Below are 19,065 nucleotides of genomic sequence, written 5' to 3' on the forward strand. Positions count from 1 at the left end.
CTTCAACTGGGCTGCCGGTCATCCGCGGGCGCGCCAAGCAAGCTGCGTACCGCGTCGACAACATCGGCATTGGAATAGGGCTTGGTAACAAACTTGCTGGCGCCGAGTTCTTCGGCAATCCGCCGATCTTGCTGCTGGCCTTTTGCGGTCAGGACAAGAACAGGCAAGTCCGCGGTGGTCCGGTCGGCGCGAATTTGTTTGAGAACTTCAAACCCGCTGCGCTTGGGCAACATGATATCGAGAACCAAAACACGGGGACGGTAACGCCGGACGGCGTCCATGACAGCCTCGCCATCCGTGACGGCGCTGATCGTCCATCCCGCTCTTTTCAGAACGAAATCAAGTGCTTCAAGTATACTCGGCTCGTCTTCTGCAATGAGAATATCGATCGCCAAAACTCCCCCTCCGAGCCCCTTCCTCCTCGAGACTCACATTCACATAACCGCAATTTCCGCCATTCGCCAAGTCCCTCTGATTGGCGGTTAGGATCGGACCGTGGTCAATGTGGGCTCATCGCCGGGAGCAAAAGGTGCCTCTTCGCGGCTGATGCAGTCCGTTCGCGTGCAGAGCCGGCAGGTCGGTCCTACGGGGACGTCGGCATCGGAATCGCCCAGGTCCAAGCCGTCCGCATAAACGGTACGATCGGCGTGAAGGATATCGGTCACCAAAAGGATCGAATGGGGAAGGGCTTGATCGGCAAACCCGGATGCACGGCGAGAGACCGCCTTGGCCACGAACAAAAACCGCGAGCCGTCCGAAAACCGCACCACTTGTCTTACGAGTTGGCCGGAAGATCGAAACGCTGCGTAGAGCGCCCACAGGGGGCATGCATGGCCTGTGTGCGGCAGCAACAGGCCCGGCAGTGGAAAGTGCTTGGTCAGGCGTCCGGCCGGATCGGAACGCAGGAAGCCAAAAGGTACACCTTCTGCGCCCTCCGCTCGCAGCGTTACAAGCCGGTGGGCTATCTGCTCAAAGCTGGCATTGTAGCGTTCGCTAAGAGCCTCGACGTCATAGCGCAGGTTTTCGGCATCGTTGAGAAATTGGTCGTAGGGAAACAGGGCCGCGCCGGCGATGTAGGAAGCGAGATAGTTTCGGGCGAGGTGACGAGCCGTTGGCGAAGAAAGGTGGGGAACTTTGACCGCTTCGGTCAGCGCGCTGTCGCTGGTCAGTTCGGAAATGAGGCGAACCATCTGAAACTGCCTGGTCGATTGCGGCACCGTGTTGCGGAACCATAAAACTCCACGCTCGGCATCATGACCGAAGGCCCGCCCAGAGTTTGGTCTGGCATTTCGCTCGACGCGGACGCCATGGACCGTTTCCAGGAGATGAGCTATTGCCGCTTCTCCCAGGGCGCCGGACTCCTGCATGTCCCGGGCAATCTCGGCTCCGCGCTGCTCGAGCGCTGGAAAATAATTGCGTGCGGCGAAAATCATATCGTCGAGTTCGCGGCGTACAGATGCGGATTTGCTGACAGTGCTGGCATGGTCGAATTGTCCGATCAGGTTTTGTGCGACTGCCGACAAGCTGCGCGTTTCGCGCGAGATCGAGCCAACGAACCGCGCCCGGTCCGCACCACTCAAATCCTCCACATCTTCAAGGATTTCGGCCGAGGATCGTACCGCCGTAATACCCGATAGGACCTGGTGCAAAAGCTGACTGAGCAGCGGATCGGCCCTCAACCTGTTGGCATAGGCGTCTGCGCTGGCGGAGGCGGCCACGTAGGCTCGATAAAGCTTGGCGATGACGCGGGCGATGTCGGGTTGTGTTGCGACAAGACTGCGGGCCGTCTCCATACCAAGCCCGACATCGGCGATAGCAGGGTCGGCGAAAGTCTCAACCAGTTCGTGAATGAGTCGGTGTTCTGCCTCACCCGTGAGCTCGTCAATAGAGATATCGAGCTGGGCAGCTATGCGCTGGAGCAGGGTGCCGCCAACCTGGCGTTTGTTGGCCTCTATCAGATTGAGGTAGCTGGGCGAGATTTCAACATTGCGTGCCAGGGCCGCCTGAGAAAGCCCCAAATTCTTGCGTCTTGTACTTATTCGAAGCCCGATTGGCGCCCGCATACAGCCCTCGCCTGTCAACTACTTGACACTATGTACGCCGAAATCAGTCAAAGCTTTACAAGAATTCCTATTAATTACAATAGCATATTGCCCTTGTATTAACGGCAATCGATACTCTGGCGGTGGATTTGGGACATATGGAGGTATGGCCCGCCGCACCAAAGGAGGAGATTAATGAGCGATTTGAAACGCGGAATCAGCCGTCGTCGCGTCGTCAAGACGGGTATGGCGGGCATCCTGGCGACGGGGGTTTCGCCCCTCATCTTGTCCAAGGGGGCTTGGGCGCAGGAATTTTGCAACGCGCCGACCGGTGATACGGTAACTCTCGGGTTCAACGTACCCCAAACCGGTGCCTATGCTGACGAAGGGGCTGATGAACTTAAGGCCTACCAACTGGCGGTAGAACATCTCAATGGCGAGGGCGACGGAGGTCTGATCCCGCATTTTTCGTCCAAAACGCTGACCGGAAATGGCGTTTTGGGCAAGCGCGTTGAATATGTCACCGGCGACACCCAGACCCAGTCTGACCCGGCTCGTGAATCGGCCCGCCGCATGATCGAACGCGATGGCGCTGTGATGATCACCGGCGGCTCGTCTTCGGGCGTGGCCATCGCCGTGCAAAGCCTTTGCCAGGACATGGGGATCATCTTCATGGCGGCATTGACTCATTCCAACGACACTACGGGCAAGGACAAGCGCAGATATGGCTTCCGCCATTTCTTCAATGCCTACCAGTCCGGCGTCGGTCTCGGTCCGCAACTGGGCGCGGCCTATGGCAACAATCGCCGGGCCTATCACCTGACGGCTGACTACACCTGGGGCTGGACCCAGGAAGAATCGATGATCGCCGCGACCGAAGCGCTCGGTTGGGAAACTGTGGAAACGGTTCGGACGCCGGTGGGTGCCGGCGATTTCAGCCAATACATTACACCGGTTCTCAATTCGGGCGCCGACGTTCTGATCCTCAATCACTATGGCTTTGACGGCATCAATTCGTTGACTCAGGCCACCCAGTTCGGTCTTCGCGACCGTCAGGCCAACGGCCAGGATTTCCAGCTTGTCCTGCCGCTGGTCTCCGATCTCATGGCGGCTGGTGCCGGCTCAGCGATGCAGGGCGTTTACGGCACGTCGAACTGGTACTGGAGCATGCAGGATGAAGGCTCGAAAGCCTTTACCGCTTCGTTTGGAGCCAAATACGGGTCACCCCCCAGCCAGGCCGCGCACACTGCCTACGTTCAGACACTGCTTTATGGCGACGCCGTGGAGCGGGCAGGGACCTTCTATCCGCCCGAAGTTATTGCCGCGCTCGAAGATTTCGAATTCGACGGCATGGGAAATGGCCCCACGCTCTATCGTGGTTCCGATCACCAGTGCTTCAAGGACGTTCTGGTCGTTCAGGGCAAGGAACAGCCTTCCAACGAGTTCGATCTGCTCGAGGTGGTCAATACCGCGTCGCGCGACAGTGTGACCTACGACCCGGCGATCTTCGGCGGCGACCTGGGCCCGTCCGACCCGCAAATGTGCTGACGCCGAACTGACGGTTGTTTGCATGTCCGGCCGCCGCGGTGGCCGGACAAACCTACATCTGGAGCCAAATCGATGGATGCGATTCTCGCGCAATTGCTCAACGGGCTGGACAAGGGCGGCGCTTACGCCCTGATCGCCTTGGGCCTCACTCTGGTTTTCGGCACTTTGGGTGTCGTCAATTTCGCTCATGGCGCGCTGTTCATGCTTGGCGCATTCTGCGCGGTCACGTTCCGTGCGCTTATTACGATGGAAAGCGTCACGATCGACGAAACCCAGCTTTCGCCCTGGGGCTCGCCTCTCGAAGTCCGCACGCCGATGGCCGAGATGTGGTTCGGCGATTTCGGCGCGGTGCTCGTTGATTATTCAGTACCGTTTTCGATCCTTCTAGCCATCCCCGTCATGCTGATCATCGGCGTGGCGATGGAGCGCGGGCTGATCAAGCATTTTTACAAACGTCCCCACGCCGAACAGATTCTGGTGACGTTCGGCCTAGCCATCGTTCTTCAGGAAGTGGTCAAGGCGTTTTTCGGTCCCAATCCGTGGCCGCAACCGATCCCTTCCGATCTGCGCGGCGCCACCGATGTCGGCGCGCTGTTCGGAATGCAGGCTGGTGCGGTGACATACCCGCTTTGGCGGCTGGTCTATCTTGGCTTTTCGCTCGCCGTCCTGGCCGCTGTGTTCGCATTCTTGCGCTTCACGACCTTCGGCATGGTGGTTCGTGCGGGCATGGCTGACAGGGAAACCGTGGGTTTGCTCGGGATCAATATCGATCGCCGCTTTACGATCATGTTTGGCCTGGCGGCGGTGGTGGCAGGCCTGGCAGGCGCCATGTACACGCCCCTGCTGCCACCCAACTACAATCTTGGCATGGATTTCCTGGTGCTCTCGTTTGTCGTCGTCGTGGTTGGCGGCATGGGGTCGCTGCCCGGTGCGGTCGCTGCCGGTTTCCTGCTGGGGATCCTGCAGTCCTTTGCCTCGATGACGGCCATCAAGGCTCTAATTCCGGGTATCGACCAGATCATCATTTACGCGGTTGCCGTGATCATTCTGCTTGTTCGTCCCCGTGGCCTGCTTGGCCGGCGCGGCGTGATGGAGGCCTGAGATGGATTTCTTTCGACTTCCCAAGAACGAATACATCACCCTTGCGGTCTTCTCGCTGGTGGTTCTCACCATGCCGGTCTGGCTGCAGCCGTTAGGGGCGGCGTATCCGGGGCTCATGCAGCAATTCACGATCTTTGCGATCTTTGCGGTAGGCTTCAATGTCCTCTTCGGTCTCACAGGATATCTCAGCTTCGGCCATGCGGCCTTTCTGGGTGTCGGTTCCTACACGGCGGTTTGGTCGTTCAAGCTGTTGTCGATGGACGCCATTCCGGCGTTGATCTTCGCCATCGTCATGGCTGGGGTCTTTGCATTGGTCATTGGCTTTGTGTCATTGCGCCGCTCGGGAATCTACTTTTCGATCCTGACCCTGGCGTTCGCCCAGATGAGCTACAACCTTGCCTATTCGGTGCTGACGCCAATCACTAATGGCGAGACGGCCCTGCAGCTAGCTGGCTCTGACCCGCGCGTACTCGATAACCTCTTTGCTGTTGGCACCTCGTCGACCATCCCCTCTCCGAGTCTTTTGGGCAATGCTCTGGGGGGCATGGGGGGCTTTTATCTCTGCGCCGTGATCCTGCTCGTGGTGTTCTTTATCGCCCAGAAGATATTCACTTCTCCATTTGGAATGATGCTGCGGGCGGTCAAATCCAACCAGACACGTCTATCCTACATGGGGGTAAACACGCGTCCCTACACGCTGGCGGCCTTCGTTATTTCCGGCATGTACGCTGGCCTGGCCGGCGGTCTTCTGGCGGTAACCGATCCGCTGGCCGGTGCCGAACGCATGCAGTGGACAGCTTCGGGCGAGGTTGTCTTGATGACCATCCTTGGTGGCGTCGGCACATTGATCGGGCCGGTCATCGGGGCATGGCTCATCAAATTCATGGAAAATATATTCTCGGCCTACAATGATCGCATCCTCCAGTTCTATTTCGACTGGATGCCCGACGGTATTCAGGACTTCGCGGTCACCGTGGCGTCGAAATTCGTGGGCGAAGGCTGGAAGCTCACGGAGGGACTGGTGTTCGTACTGGTCGTCGTCTTCCTTCCGGGCGGTATCATGGAAGGCGTTCGGCGTATCCGCTCGCTGGTCGGCAACGGCCGCAAGCACGAAGAGACGCAAGCCAAACTCAGCACATCGGCAGCGGAATAGGAGGTTGGTCATGGAAGCCAATAAGAATGTCGTTCTGCATGTCGCCGATGTGCACAAGAACTTCGGTGGTCTGCATGCTCTCGCCGACATCGACCTGCAGGTCGAGGAGGGCAAGACGCATGCGATCATCGGGCCGAACGGGGCGGGCAAATCAACCCTGCTCAATGTCATCATCGGACGCATCCCGCCCACCAGCGGCGCTGTGGTCTTTGATGGCACGGTGCTGACTGGCAAGCAGCCCCACCAGATCAATCAGCTCGGCGTCTGCCGCGTCTTTCAAACTCCGGAAATCTTTTCCGACCTTTCCGTGCTTCAGAATGTCATGACGCCTGCCTTTGCCCGACGCGACGGTGCATTCAAGATCAATCTGGCCAAGCCTTTCGAACGAGAGACAGCTTTGCGCGAGGAAGCCGAAGCTATGCTGGAAGATGTCGGGTTGATTGACCGGCGCGGCATTCACGCGGGTTCTCTGTCGCGCGGCGACAAACGCCGGCTGGAGCTGGCGATGTGCCTGATCCAGAAGCCCCGGCTTTTGCTACTGGACGAGCCGACGGCCGGGATGAGCCGTCATGACACCAACACCACAATCGAGCTGCTCAAAAAGATCAAGAGCCGCGGCATGACCAAGGTGATCATCGAGCACGATATGCATGTGGTTTTTTCGCTTGCTGACAAGATCTCGGTGCTGGCCGGCGGGCGGATCATCGCCGAGGGCCTGCCCGAGGACGTGCGTGGCGATCCGCGCGTACAGGAAGCCTATCTGGGAGGAGCGCATTAATGAACGCCGTCTCGACAAACATGCAGCCGGAAGCGACGGCTCAGGCCGATGCACCGTTTCTGTCCGTGCAGGACGTCCACGCCTATTACGGCGAGAGCTACATCGTGCAGGGGGTGAGCTTCGAGGTGCCTCACGGCAAGATTCTTGCGCTATTGGGGCGCAATGGCGCGGGTAAAACTTCGACCCTGCGCACCATTGCACGGCTCGACAATCCCAGCTTGCACCAGGGGGAAATCTGGCTCGACGGCCAGCCGGTGCATGGCATGAAGGCCTTTGAAGCGGCTCGATCCGGAATCCAACTCGTTCCGGAGGACCGCCGCATCATTCAAGGGTTGTCGGTCGAGGAAAATCTGGCCCTTGCCCAGGTGGCGCCGGGCACTGGATGGGACCTTGACCGCATTTACGGTCATTTTCCCCGGCTTGCCGAACGCCGCCGGCAGGAGGGCACGACGCTCTCTGGCGGCGAGCAGCAGATGCTTGCCATTGCCAGGGCTCTGGCCCGAGATCTCAAGCTCTTGTTGCTCGACGAACCCTATGAGGGGCTTGCACCGGTTATCGTCCAGGAAATCGAAACAATCCTGCACGAGATCAAGGATCTGGGCATCACCACGATCATTGTGGAGCAGAATGCGGTCGCGGCACTCAAACTGGCCGACCGGGCCGTTATCCTCGACACCGGAGAGGTGGCGTTCGCCGGGACAGCTCGCGAAGTGCTCGAAAATGCCGAGTTGCGGCAAGAATACCTCGCCATTTAGGAGGATGGACAATGAACAGCCAAGCTCCCGTGGCACGGCATACCCGGCTCACGCCGGAGAGTTTTGAAGAAAAATACGCAGCATCGCTATCTAACCCTGAGGCTTTCTGGGCAGAGCAGGGACGACGGCTGGACTGGATCGAGCCCTACACCAGAATCAAGAACACCACCTTTGCCTACCCGGACGTCTCCATCAAATGGTTCGAGGACGGGGTTCTCAACGTTTCAGCCAACTGCATTGATCGGCACCTTGCGACCAATGGCGACAAAACGGCGCTGATCTGGGAGCCGGACAGTCCGACAGATCGTGCCCAACACATCAGCTTCCGGCAATTGCACGACGAAGTCTGCCGGTTTGCCAATGTGCTCAAGGATCTGGGTGTCAAAAAGGGTGATCGGGTCACCATCTACCTGCCGATGATACCGGCAGCGACCTATGCGATGCTGGCCTGTGCCCGCATCGGAGCGCCACATTCGGTCGTTTTTGCCGGGTTCTCGCCCGACGCTCTGGCGGGGCGGATCAATGACGCGGATTCGAGCATAGTGGTTACGGCCGACGAGGGACGGCGCGGTGGCAAGGCTGTTCCGCTCAAGGCCAATGTCGACAAGGCACTGGAAGATTGTCCGGGCGTTTCCAAGGTTTTGGTGGTGGAAAATACCGGAGCCGCCGTCGCCATGAAAGGCAGCCGTGATGTCTGGTGGCATGAGGCAGCCGCCGGAGTGGAGCCGTTCTGTGCTCCAGAGCCAATGAAGGCCGAGGATCCGCTGTTCATCCTTTATACGTCGGGCTCGACCGGCAAGCCCAAGGGCGTCTTGCACACCACTGGCGGCTATCTTGTCTGGGCCTCTCTGACCCATGAGATGATTTTCGATCCGCGGCCCGATGATGTTTACTGGTGTTCGGCCGATGTCGGTTGGGTGACAGGACACAGCTATATCGTTTATGGACCTCTGGCCAACGGCGTCACCTCGCTGATGTTTGAAGGCGTTCCCAACTGGCCCGACCCATCGCGCTTCTGGCAGGTGGTCGACCGGCACAAGGTCAACATCTTCTATACGGCTCCGACGGCCATTCGTGCGCTCATGGGCGCTGGCGTCGAGCACGTCGAAAAGGCCGACCTTTCATCCTTGCGTCTCATCGGAACGGTGGGCGAGCCGATCAATCCCGAAGCGTGGCAGTGGTATCACAAGCATGTCGGTCGAGGCCGATGCGAAATCGTCGATACCTGGTGGCAGACGGAAACCGGCGCGTCGATGATCATGCCGCTTCCCGGCGTGATCCCGACCAAGCCAGGTTCCGCGACCAAGCCGTTCTTCGGCGTCGATCCGCTTGTTCTGACGCCTGAAGGCCAGGTGATAGAGGAGACCAAGGCGGAAGGGGTTTTGGCGATAGCCGACAGCTGGCCGGGGCAGGCGCGTACCATATGGGGCGACCATGCGAGGTTCGTCGAGACCTATTTTTCGACCTATAAGGGCCTCTATTTCACCGGCGATGGCGTTCGGCGCGATGAGGACGGCTATTACTGGATCACCGGGCGCGTTGACGACGTGCTCAATGTCTCCGGCCACCGATTGGGTACAGCCGAGATCGAGAGCGCTCTGGTTGCTCACCCGAAGGTCTCCGAGGCCGCGGTTGTCGGCTACCCGCACGAAATCAAGGGGCAGGGGATTTATTGCTACGTTACGCTGATGTCGGGAGAACAAGAGAGCGACGATCTCCTGGTCGAACTGCGCAACTGGGTTCGCAAGGAAATCGGGCCGATCGCTTCTCCCGATTGCATCCAGTTTGCGCCGGGACTTCCCAAGACCCGCTCCGGCAAGATCATGCGTCGTATTCTGCGAAAGATCGCGGAAAACGACTTCGGTGCTCTGGGTGATACCTCGACGCTCGCCGATCCTGCGGTCGTCGATAATCTCATAGACAATCGCCTGAACCGATAGAAACACCCGCCGACGGCGTTACCAGCGGCGGGCGTTTCAAGAGGAGACCGGGCCCCGGCGGTTGCCGGGGCTTTTTCATGCGGGCTGAAGATTGGCTCGGTCGTTGCGCCAGGCAAGCCAGGCGTTATGCCCCAGGATTGCAACGCAGCCAAAGAACCCGGCAATTTCAGCGGCCGGATATGGCGACAGACAACCAATGGCGGCAAGACAGAGCACCACCCGCAAGACGATATGCATTCGGGTTTGGAAGAAGCCCTCGAGTACGGCGACAAACGCCACTGTGCCAGCAAGCGCCAACGCGCCGTTCCAAAGCACTATGGGCAGCGGCCCGCCTATGATGATTTCTGGGTTAAACACCATGAACATGGGAATGATGTAGAGGCCCTTGGCAAACTTCCACGCCTGGATGCTGGTCTCCATCGGCCCGCTTCGCGCTATTGCTGCCGCTGCAAAACCGGCGAGGGCGACCGGTGGTGTGACGTTGGAATCCTGGGAATACCAGAACACCACAAGATGCACGATCAGCAGCGGAATGCCGAATTCCTGGTTGAGGGCTGGCCCGACCAGGATGATGATCACGATATAGGCGGCGGTGACGGGCAAGCCGAAGCCAAGGATCAAGCTGGCGACAAGCACCAGCAAGAGGGCCAGCAGCACGTACCCGCCGGAGAACGCGAGCATCATGGAAGTGAATTTCAGGCCCAGGCCGGTGAGGCCAATAATGCCAACGATTATTCCGCCGATGGCGCAGGCGATCGTGACCGTCAGCGCGTTGCGGGCGCCGACCTCACAGGCCTCAACCAGCTTAAGACCGCCGAGCTTGAGAGCTTCGCCAATCGAGGGGCGTTTGGTTCCGTCCTCCCGCGGTGCGAACCGGAGCCAGTCATAGCTTCCCTTGAGGATGGCGACGATCAGCACCGAAATAACGGCCCAGAAGCCGACCCGCATCGGAGAAATGCCGAGGACCAACAGATACATCAGGGTCGCGAGGGGCACCATGAAGTGCCAGCCGTTTTTCATCACCTCGCGTACGGAGGGCAATTCGCTCGCCGACATGCCCTTCATGTTCTGCTTAATGGCGATGATATGGACGAAAAGATACACCGTCAGGAAATAGAGGAACGCCGGAAATATCGATACCAGAACGATGTGGAGGTAGGGGACACCTGTGTATTCAGCGATCAGGAAGGCTCCGGCGCCCATCAGGGGCGGGGTTATCTGCCCGCCTGTTGAAGCGGCGGCTTCGATGCCCCCTGCCTGCGCGGGTTTGTATCCGAGCCGCTTCATCAGCGGGATGGTGAAGGGGCCGGTGGTGACCACATTGGCAATGGTCGAACCCGAGATCGATCCCATGGCCGTCGATGCAACGACCGCAGCCTTGGCCGGGCCGCCCCGACGGCGTCCGGTCGCGGCGTAGGCAAGCTCGATGAAGAAGTGACCCGCTCCGGTGACTTCGAGCACGGCACCAAATAGCACGAAAATGAAGACGTAGGTCGCGGCCACGCCGAGCGGGAGGCCGAAAATCCCTTCCTGTCCGAGATAGAGTTGTGCTGCCAGGCGGTCGATGGGGTAGCCCCGGTGGCTGAGAATTCCCGGTATGATGTCGCCCAGCCACGGCAAGGGCCCGTTTGGTCCCGCCATTGCGTAAAGGATGAAAACGATGCCGATGATGGTGATGCCTTTACCGACCACACGCCGGCTGGCCTCGAGGAGGGTGATAACCGCGATCACACCCACTGTAACGTCGGTCGAACTCCAAAAGCCTGCGCGGTCGATTATGTCGTTGAGAAAGACGGCGATATAAAAGCCCGATACGATTGCGAGCGCGAAAAATACGGTATCGATCAGGGCTCCTACCGGACCTTGCTTGCGGTGCGGGCCGGCGACCGGGAACACCAGAAAGGCGATCGTCAGGATGAAGCCAAGATGGATGGATCGTTGGTAGAAGAGACCGAGCGGATTTATGCCCGCTGTGTAGAGCTGAAACAGCACCAGGGCGACTGACAGAATGATGACCGCCAGACGGATGGGCCAGGGGCGCTCCACCACGGAACTGGTCGGAGGCGGTATGTCCGGGGTCAGCGTGCCCTGTTGCTGGAAGATCGATTTCAGCATGAATTTTCTCCCTCGTGTCCTGAGCCATTCAGGACGATGCGCACGGCCTCACGTGGCGCTATGGCAGACAGGTTCTCGTCTCGTTGATTGACAATGATCCGGTGGTCGACTCCGGGCGCCCCTACACGCAGGCGCAGGCAATTATTGGGTACGGGCTCGTTTATGTTCTCGATCCAGTAGCCGCCCTCAGGTGCCGAAACCATCGTGCCGCGGCCAGGAATATGGCCCAGCCCTGCTGCAAAATCGGGTTGATGGGATCTTTCGAGTAGCATCTGCCCTTCGCTCGCGACAAAGCAGTCCCGGACGAGAAAGTGCTGGACCGAATGATTCCAGAAAATGCACCACCGCGTACCCTCGGCGACCGGTTCCTGAAAGATGGTTTGGCCGTTTTCCAGGAGAACTTCCAGCACCAGACCATCGTTCTCGTCGGACAGCGCTACGGTTGAAAGGATCAGGGCGAGCACCAGGCTCGCCCCACCCATCTTGCCCTTAGGGCCGGGCATTTTCGGGAATGTCCGCTCCGGCTTCCTCGTAGTAGCGGATCGCCCCGGGATGCAGCGGAATCGGGGTTGCGCCCAGTGCAAACTCGATCGTCGTGTCGTTGGCCGCCGGGTGGATTGCCCGCAGGTAGTCGACCTGCTCATGGAGCAGCTTGGTTACCTGATAGGCCAGTTCTTCATCCATGCTGGCGCTGACCACCAGTGCGTTGGGGATGCCGACCGTAGGTGTTTCGGTATCAACACCCTCGTAGCTGTTGGCCGGAAGAACGTAATCGGCAAAGATCGGCTCGACATCCTTGGCTGCCGCGACTTCTTCTTCGCTCAATGGAATCAGGCGAATTTCGCGGGCCACGGCCAGAGACATGATCGAGGAGGTCGGAGGGCCGACGCTCCAGATGCCTGCATCAATATCGCCGTCGCGCAGGGCATCTGCTGTTTCGTTGAAGTTGAGACGCTGGGCTGCGGCAAGGTCCTCATAAGTGATGCCGTTGGCATCGAGGATGGCCTGGGCGTTGAGTTCGGTACCCGAGCCGGGTGCGCCGACCGAAACCCGCTTTCCAACGAGGTCGGACAGCCCTTGGATGTCGGAATCTGCAGGGACGACGATCTGCACGGCGTTGGGATAGAGGGCGCCAAGCGACAGGATATCGACCTGACGACCATCGAATGCGCCGGTGCCGGTATAGGCCTGGGCAACGGTGTCTCCGAGCGCGATGGCAAAGTCGGCCGCACCCTGATGGACCAGCGCCATGTTTTCCACCGACGCGCCAGTGACTTCGGCAACGGCGCTGTAGCCTTCGAGATTTTCGGTGACCAGTTCGGCCAGACCACCGCCGATCGGATAGTAGGCGCCACCGGTTCCGCCGGTTGCGATGGAAAGTTGCTGTTGGGCAAACGCGGGTGCGTTCACCGCCAGCGCGCCGATTATGGCGCAGGCTGTCAGAAGTTTCATTGTTTCCTCCCAATTGCAGCCAAAGGGACTGCATGGTTCCTCTCTAGCGCCGGGATCCCGGTCGCTACACCAGCCACGCTTCCTCTGCATGGCCGGCGAGGTATTTATTGCAATCGCTGTGCCAACGGCGCGATAATGTGCCTGGCGCGATAAATCCTTTCATTTCAGGTTCTTACAGATTCGAGTGGTCATTTTGATTCAACGCGATCGGCAAGAAATTGCCGATGGCCAGCGATTTTGCGCAACTTATTGCCCATATTGATCGTCGGCCTCGCGTCTCCTGATGCCGAGCCTCGTCATTTTTTCGTTGAGGGTTCTCCGGGGTACGCCAAGTTTTTCGATCACTTCGCTGATGCGGCCGCCGCTATCGGCAAGGGCGCGCTCGATGATGCGACGTTCATAGGCCTCGAGTTGCTGGGCGAGAGGCATGACGTCCGCGAGATCTATGGGCCGGCTGTTATCGGCGGCCGCAAAACTGCTAAGACCCAGCGCGTGCCGCTCGGCAACATTGCGCAACTCACGCACATTGCCCGGCCAGTCATGCCGCATCAGGGCGTCGAGTGTGGCTCCTTTAAGGGGCCGGGTCTCGCGATTGTGGCTGCGGGCCGCCTCTGCCGCGAAAAACTCGAAAAGAAGTGGGATGTCATCTCTGCGGTCGCGCAGGGGCGGGATGTTGAGCTCGACAACAGAGAGACGGAAATAAAGATCGGAACGGAAGGCTCCCGTGGCGCTTTCGGCCTTCAGATCGCGCTTTGTCGCCGCAATTGTCCGGAAATCGACGGGAACGGATGTGTTGGAGCCAAGTCGTTCGATGACGCGTTCCTGTAATGCTCTCAAGAGCTTGGCCTGCATTGCCAAAGGCATCGATTCAACTTCATCGAGCAGAAGGCTGCCCCCGCTTGCGTGCTCGATCTTGCCGATCCGGCGGCCGGCGGCGCCAGTAAAGGCACCGGCTTCGTGCCCGAACATTTCAGTTTCCACCATAGTATCGGGAATGGCGGAGCAATTGACGGCCACGTAATTGCCCTTCGCGCGTCGACCCAGATCATGAAGACATCGAGCCACGAGATCCTTGCCCGATCCGGTTTCCCCATAGAGCACGACGCTGACGTCGGTTGCCGCGATTTCTGATACTGCTTCGCGAAGGCGCTCGATTTCGCGCGAGGTGCCCAGAATCCTGTTGCGCAACGTGTCGGCCGGTGCTGCCGCTGCCAGATACCGGTTTTCCAGTACAAGGCGACGTTTCTCGGTTGCGCGGCGTACGGTCTGAGCCAGGCGTTCGGGATCGAAGGGCTTTTCGATGAAATCATATGCACCGATACGCATCGCCTCGACAGCGCTTTCAATGTCGCCCTGACCGGTCATGAGGATCACGGGGATGTCCGGATCGATTTCCAGGATGCGGCGCAACAGAGCCATGCCATCCATGGATGGCATGCGCAAATCTGTGAGGACGATACCGTTGAGGCCCGCTGAAATATGTTCGAGCGCGGATTGGGCCGATCCGAAGCTCTGCGCATCATGTCCGGCGACCCCGAGCCATTGCTGCACCGCATGGCGCATTGGCTCTTCGTCATCGACGAAAACGACGGTCTGCCGTTCAGCCATTGCCTGCCACCTCGCTTTGCAGTGCCGGCGATGCTTGGTTTGCCGCAAGGAGTTCGATAGTCAGGACAGCGCCGCCATCAGGACGGTTTGCAGCTCTGAGCGAGCCACCGAACTCGCGAATGATCTCGTAGGAGATCGTCAGGCCCAAACCCAGACCGGCCCCGGACGACTTGGTGGTGACGAAGGGGTCGAACAGCGTTTCCAGTATGGCCAGGTCGAAGCCGGGACCGTTGTCACGGACCTCGATGAAGATGCGTTCGCCAGCGGCACGCATGGAGAGCTCGACAATCGGATCGGGCGTTTCGGACACAGCGTCGATGGCGTTACGGACCAGATTGATGACGACCTGTTCGAGCCGGACGTCGTTTCCCAGCGTAAAGGCTGGGATAATCGATGTTCGTATTGTGATGGCCTCTGTCTGCAGTTGAACGTCAACAAGGTCGAGCGCCTTCTGGACGGCACGATCCACCGAAATCACTTCAGCCGGGCCCATGCCTTCCTTGCGCGCGAACGATTTGAGGTGGGAGGTAATTCGCCCCATGCGCACAGCCAGATTGTCCACCTTTTCGAGATTGTCGAGGACGGCACCGGTGTCGCCGAGAGGCGCAAAGACCCGTGTGGTGGCAATATAGGTGCGCATGGCGGTAAGGGGCTGGTTGATCTCGTGCGCTATGGCAGCAGACATCTGCCCAAGCGCGGCGAGCTTTCCCGCCTGTATCAGATCGTTCTGCGCGCTGCGCAGTTCGCGTTCAGTTCGCCGGCGCTCCTCCACCTCGATATGCAGGGTCTCGTTGACCTCACGAAGCGCGCTGGTGCGCTCCGCAACGCGCTGTTCGAGTTCGGCCCTGGCGGTCCGTTCCATGGCAAAGCTCCGCTGGCGCTGGGCGAGGTAAAACAGGATGGCGATCACCAAGGCCGAGCCCGTTGCGCCGATCATGGTTCCGTCGCGACTTGCATCGGCGACGCTCGAGAGATCCGTAAGTTGGTTTACCGTCCAGCCCAGCTCGGGAATGTGAACCGTCTGGCGTAAAAAACTCCCATTGGCGGGAAGACCTTCGATCCAGACCTGACCACCGTCGGACGAGTGCTCTTCGATCCGCAATTGTTCGATTTCAGTGCCCGCATATTGCTGGGTGCTCTGGATTCTGGTGATGGCGGTTTCGTCCACCGGTGCGAGCGAGCGGTATTTCCAGTCGGGACGGCTGGCGAGGAAGATGATGTCGTTCTCATCTGTCACCATTATGTGTTCCGCGGCTCGGGCCCAGATTGCTTCGAGGTCATCGAATTCGATCTTGGCGACGGTGACCCCGGTCGGCCTATCTCCGCCGACTGCGCGGGCAATGAAATAGCCCGCTCTGCCGGTCGTAACGCCAATGCCGAAATAGGTGCCCTCGCCACCGGCTATGGCCTGGGTAAAATAGGATCGGAAGCCGTAGTATTGGCCGACAAAGCTGCCCTCGGTATTCCAGTTGCTGGCTGCGATCGTGTGACCATCAGGTTTCATGACGTAGAGCGCTGCCGGGCTGCCCGACGCTTCGATTGTCTCGAGCTTGCGATTTAGAACATCTATGGCGTCCGGGTCCGACGATCCGCCAAGGACGGCCTGCACGTCCGGATCGAGTGCGAGCACCAATGGAAAATGGGTATTTTGGGCAATGGTGTCGCTTATCGTCTGCGCGACGAGTTCGGCGCGCGTTTCCCCGGTGGATCGCGCGGCGTTAAGCGCCGATTGTTCCCAGAAGACGCGGGCTCCCATGGCGCTGGTGACGACCACCAGCGCTGCCAGCGCGATCTGTACATATTGGCGCAGCCTGTCTTTCCTCATCCCCTTTGAAGGTTAGCGGCGGCAGAACCGCCTGCCTAGCCCTTAAACGGCGGCAGGGCACCAATACGTGCGCTCGCGTGCGAGGATCGGCAGGTCGTGAGGACGCCAAGCCAGGAATTTTCCCAGTTGCGGCAGTTAGGACTTTGGTTGGTCTGGACGCCCGCGGCCCTGCAGCATAAGCAGGACTGGAAACCCCCTTTGGAGATGGCACGTGGCACGCAAAACTCTTGAAACCTGGATCGCGGAAAGCAGGTTCGATGCGGCTGTAGGGGGCATTTTCGGGATGGTCGCCGACTGCGCTATCGAGATTTCGGTCGCGCTGCGCGTAGCCTCGACGGCCGGTGACACAGGGGCTGCGCAGGCAATAAATGTGCAAGGGGAAGTGCAGAAAAAGCTCGACGTCGTCGCCAACGATATTTTTCTGAGGCGGGGAGAGGCCAGCGGGGTTCTGGCTGCCATGGTATCGGAGGAACTGGACGACATAGAACTGGTGGCTGGAGCGGGCAATGCGCGCCATGCGTTGGTTTTCGATCCGCTTGACGGTTCGTCCAATCTCGAAATCAACGGCGCGGTGGGGTCCATCTTTTCCGTGCTCGACCTGCGCAAGAGTTCAGGGATCACGACTGCAGATGTATTGCAGCCGGGGAAAAAGCAGATTGCCGCGGGCTACGCCCTGTATGGCCCCGCTACACTTCTGGTGCTGACGACAGGGCAGGCGGTAACAGTGTTCAGCCTGGACGAGGCAAGTGCTGAATTCGTTGTGGTTCGGGACAAGGTGGAAATCCCTCAAGAGGCGGCCGAGTTCGCCATAAATGCATCGCGCCAAACGCGTTGGTATGCGCCGACCCGCGCCTTCATCGACGCCTGCCTTGCCGGAAAGTCCGGCCCGTTCGGCAAGAGCTACAACATGCGCTGGTGCGCAGCGATGGTCGCCGATCTACATCGCATATTGTGCCGGGGAGGAGTCTTTCTCTATCCCGAGGATGAGGACACCAAAGGCAAGGGGGGACGACTGCGCCTACTTTATGAAGCCAATCCCATGAGCATGATCGTCGAAGCGGCTGGTGGTGCCTCAAGTACAGGGACGGAGCGTCTTCTCGACCTCGAGCCTTCGAACCTGCATCAACGGATTGGAATCATCATCGGTTCGCGCGGTGAGGTCGAACGCGCGAAATCGTTCTATTGAACTGGGCTCAGTTGCTTAACGCCCAGTAAACCCTTTCATGCAGTTTTGCTGAAACGGCGTAAGTTTACTGAAAATCCATTCCGATACTGTGTGATCTACGTAGAACCGGCAATGCCGGTCGCAATCGTGCGGTTTATTGGGCGCCAAAGGCGCCGGAGATGGACGAACGGGCATGGGACGCAGTTTGTGGGACTTGGTCCGGCGCGAAGATGGCGTCGTGGCCGTGATTTTCGCCGTTATGGCAATACCGTTCATCGCGATGGCCGGATGGGCCGTCGATTACGTACGCCTTCAGCATGTAAGAGAATTTCTGCAAAATCAGGTCGATTCGGCCGCCTTGAGCGCTTTCGTGGAAGAGGATGAGACCTGGCAGACAAAATGGGGGCTCGTTGAATCTGTAGCGTTAGCTGAAATCGATCGTGAGTATCAGGGCAGCTGGGCGCAAAACGTCATTCTCACACCAGACCGGATCAGCGACTACGACCTTGAGGTAACTGCTTCTGCACTGGTGCCACTCGCGTTCATGAGTATCCTGCCCGGGGTTCCGGACACCCAACTTGTCTCAGTATCGGCGACCGTGCGGTTTTCTGACGTTAAAGAAGTTCGAGAGCCGCCTGACACTTCATTACTTGATCCCGAGGCCGGCGATTTTAACCGGCTCTGGATGTATTGCTTTTGGCCGAATCGCCCGGAAAATGACCCGGATTTGCCGCGTCGGACGCGCATGGTGCCGGTAGCCGACAACGGCGGTTCGGAGTTTCTTGCCGATTTCGATTCACCTCCGACCACACCGGGTCTGGTTTCGATTTATAACAGCATAGCCACGTCGAACCCTCTTGGATTGGATGGGGTAGAGCAGGGCCCGTGGCGTATATCGGAAGGTGCCAACACCAACGACCGCGAATACGAGTATATGTGGCCCGACTGTGCGCAAGGCTCTTTCCTGAGCTTTCGGTTGGAGAACGTCCGTTTCGCTCGTACGCAGCAGCAGTACTGGGACACCGGCGCAGCGCCCAACAACGGTGGAGACAAGAAGACGGGCCGCTTCAACTATTACACCGATACCTTTTTCACGTTGGGAAGCACCACCGAGCAATACGCTGGACTCCAGGGTCCAGAGCCCTATGTCCCGGCGGGACAGACGGTCAATATTCTCGAGACTGTTCTTTGTGACACGATCGAAGACTGTCGCCCGGCAAGCCAGGGCGGCGTTATCCCTGAGGGTACCAATCGCACACCACAGCGGGCCACTGGGAGTTGCGATGGTAATGAGGGAAAGTATATGTACTATGGCTGGGAAGATCGGCCCCCTGGGCTGTCGGGTACCTCCAGCAACTGGCAGCATATTGCTTGGACCGACCGGGACTATGACGATATTCGCATCATCATCAAATGCCCGACCTTTGAAACGGTGGGCGAGCGGAATGCGCGCCTGATCTACTGACCTTGGCTATTGTTACGAACAGCGGAAGGGACGGTTTTCGACCGTTCCTTTTTGCTGTGGGCGGGTGCCGGGGCAGGCGTTGATGTTCGAAGCAGAAAAACCACTTGTCTCTCAGCGC

General features: G+C 59.0%; 15 protein-coding genes. 8 read left to right on the forward strand and 7 right to left on the reverse strand.

Going from position 1 to position 19,065, the window contains the following annotated elements; all coding sequences use genetic code 11:
• Nucleotides 1-2 precede the first annotated feature (2 nt).
• Entirely contained in the window at nucleotides 3-395 is a 393-nt protein-coding gene (locus OF122_RS09170; protein ID WP_264227467.1) for a response regulator transcription factor, read from the reverse strand.
• An 87-nt stretch (nucleotides 396-482) separates the two neighbouring features.
• Nucleotides 483-2,063 (reverse strand): helix-turn-helix domain-containing protein, encoded by a 1,581-nt coding sequence (locus tag OF122_RS09175; RefSeq protein WP_264227468.1) that lies wholly within the window; start codon nucleotides 2,061-2,063, stop codon nucleotides 483-485.
• A 174-nt stretch (nucleotides 2,064-2,237) separates the two neighbouring features.
• Here OF122_RS09175 and OF122_RS09180 point away from each other — a divergent pair, with 174 nt between their 5' ends.
• The 6 genes from OF122_RS09180 (at nucleotide 2,238) to acs (ending at nucleotide 9,317) form a co-directional block, all read left to right on the forward strand.
• Nucleotides 2,238-3,590 carry a substrate-binding protein gene (locus OF122_RS09180; RefSeq protein WP_264227469.1) on the forward strand — a complete coding sequence of 451 codons (1,353 nt, stop codon included), beginning with the start codon at nucleotides 2,238-2,240 and terminating at the stop codon, nucleotides 3,588-3,590.
• Nucleotides 3,591-3,662: 72 nt separating this feature from the next.
• Nucleotides 3,663-4,691, forward strand: a complete 1,029-nt coding sequence (locus OF122_RS09185; RefSeq protein WP_264227470.1) for a branched-chain amino acid ABC transporter permease — start codon at nucleotides 3,663-3,665, stop codon at nucleotides 4,689-4,691.
• Between the two features lies 1 nt (nucleotide 4,692).
• A complete protein-coding gene (locus OF122_RS09190; protein WP_264227471.1) occupies nucleotides 4,693-5,844 on the forward strand; it encodes a branched-chain amino acid ABC transporter permease in 1,152 nt (383 codons plus the stop codon).
• Between the two features lie 10 nt (nucleotides 5,845-5,854).
• Nucleotides 5,855-6,622, forward strand: a complete 768-nt coding sequence (locus OF122_RS09195; protein ID WP_264227472.1) for an ABC transporter ATP-binding protein — start codon at nucleotides 5,855-5,857, stop codon at nucleotides 6,620-6,622.
• Nucleotides 6,622-7,377 carry an ABC transporter ATP-binding protein gene (locus tag OF122_RS09200; protein ID WP_408636321.1) on the forward strand — a complete coding sequence of 252 codons (756 nt, stop codon included), beginning with the start codon at nucleotides 6,622-6,624 and terminating at the stop codon, nucleotides 7,375-7,377. Before OF122_RS09195 ends, OF122_RS09200 begins: the two co-directional genes overlap by 1 nt.
• 11 nt (nucleotides 7,378-7,388) lie before the next feature.
• Complete coding sequence (acs, locus tag OF122_RS09205) at nucleotides 7,389-9,317, forward strand: acetate--CoA ligase (RefSeq protein ID WP_264227473.1); 1,929 nt, start codon at nucleotides 7,389-7,391, stop codon at nucleotides 9,315-9,317.
• A gap of 75 nt (nucleotides 9,318-9,392) precedes the next feature.
• Here the strand turns inward: acs and OF122_RS09210 are convergent, their stop codons facing one another.
• From OF122_RS09210 to OF122_RS09230, 5 genes are all read right to left on the reverse strand, one after another.
• Nucleotides 9,393-11,432 carry a TRAP transporter permease gene (locus OF122_RS09210; RefSeq protein ID WP_264227474.1) on the reverse strand — a complete coding sequence of 680 codons (2,040 nt, stop codon included), beginning with the start codon at nucleotides 11,430-11,432 and terminating at the stop codon, nucleotides 9,393-9,395.
• Nucleotides 11,426-11,935, reverse strand: coding sequence for a DUF1850 domain-containing protein (locus tag OF122_RS09215; RefSeq protein WP_264227475.1), 510 nt, complete (start codon nucleotides 11,933-11,935; stop codon nucleotides 11,426-11,428). The genes OF122_RS09210 and OF122_RS09215 overlap by 7 nt, the downstream gene beginning before the upstream one ends.
• The gene (locus tag OF122_RS09220) at nucleotides 11,922-12,884 is read right to left on the reverse strand and encodes a TAXI family TRAP transporter solute-binding subunit (protein WP_264227476.1); all 963 of its coding nucleotides are present in this window, start codon (nucleotides 12,882-12,884) and stop codon (nucleotides 11,922-11,924) included. Before OF122_RS09220 ends, OF122_RS09215 begins: the two co-directional genes overlap by 14 nt.
• 246 nt (nucleotides 12,885-13,130) lie before the next feature.
• On the reverse strand, nucleotides 13,131-14,492 hold the full coding sequence (locus OF122_RS09225; RefSeq protein WP_264227477.1) for a sigma-54-dependent transcriptional regulator: 1,362 nt from the start codon (nucleotides 14,490-14,492) through the stop codon (nucleotides 13,131-13,133).
• On the reverse strand, nucleotides 14,485-16,317 hold the full coding sequence (locus OF122_RS09230; RefSeq protein ID WP_264227478.1) for an ATP-binding protein: 1,833 nt from the start codon (nucleotides 16,315-16,317) through the stop codon (nucleotides 14,485-14,487). The genes OF122_RS09225 and OF122_RS09230 overlap by 8 nt, the downstream gene beginning before the upstream one ends.
• Nucleotides 16,318-16,528: 211 nt before the next feature.
• On the opposite strand from OF122_RS09230, the gene OF122_RS09235 reads away from it, so the two are divergent.
• Entirely contained in the window at nucleotides 16,529-17,503 is a 975-nt protein-coding gene (locus tag OF122_RS09235) for a class 1 fructose-bisphosphatase (RefSeq protein WP_264227479.1), read from the forward strand.
• 172 nt (nucleotides 17,504-17,675) lie between these two features.
• Complete coding sequence (locus OF122_RS09240; RefSeq protein WP_264227480.1) at nucleotides 17,676-18,947, forward strand: pilus assembly protein TadG-related protein; 1,272 nt, start codon at nucleotides 17,676-17,678, stop codon at nucleotides 18,945-18,947.
• The last annotated feature ends 118 nt before the right edge of the window (nucleotides 18,948-19,065 follow it).

The organism is Pelagibacterium flavum (assembly GCF_025854335.1).
In the GTDB taxonomy this organism is placed as follows: Bacteria; Pseudomonadota; Alphaproteobacteria; order Rhizobiales; family Devosiaceae; genus Pelagibacterium; species Pelagibacterium flavum.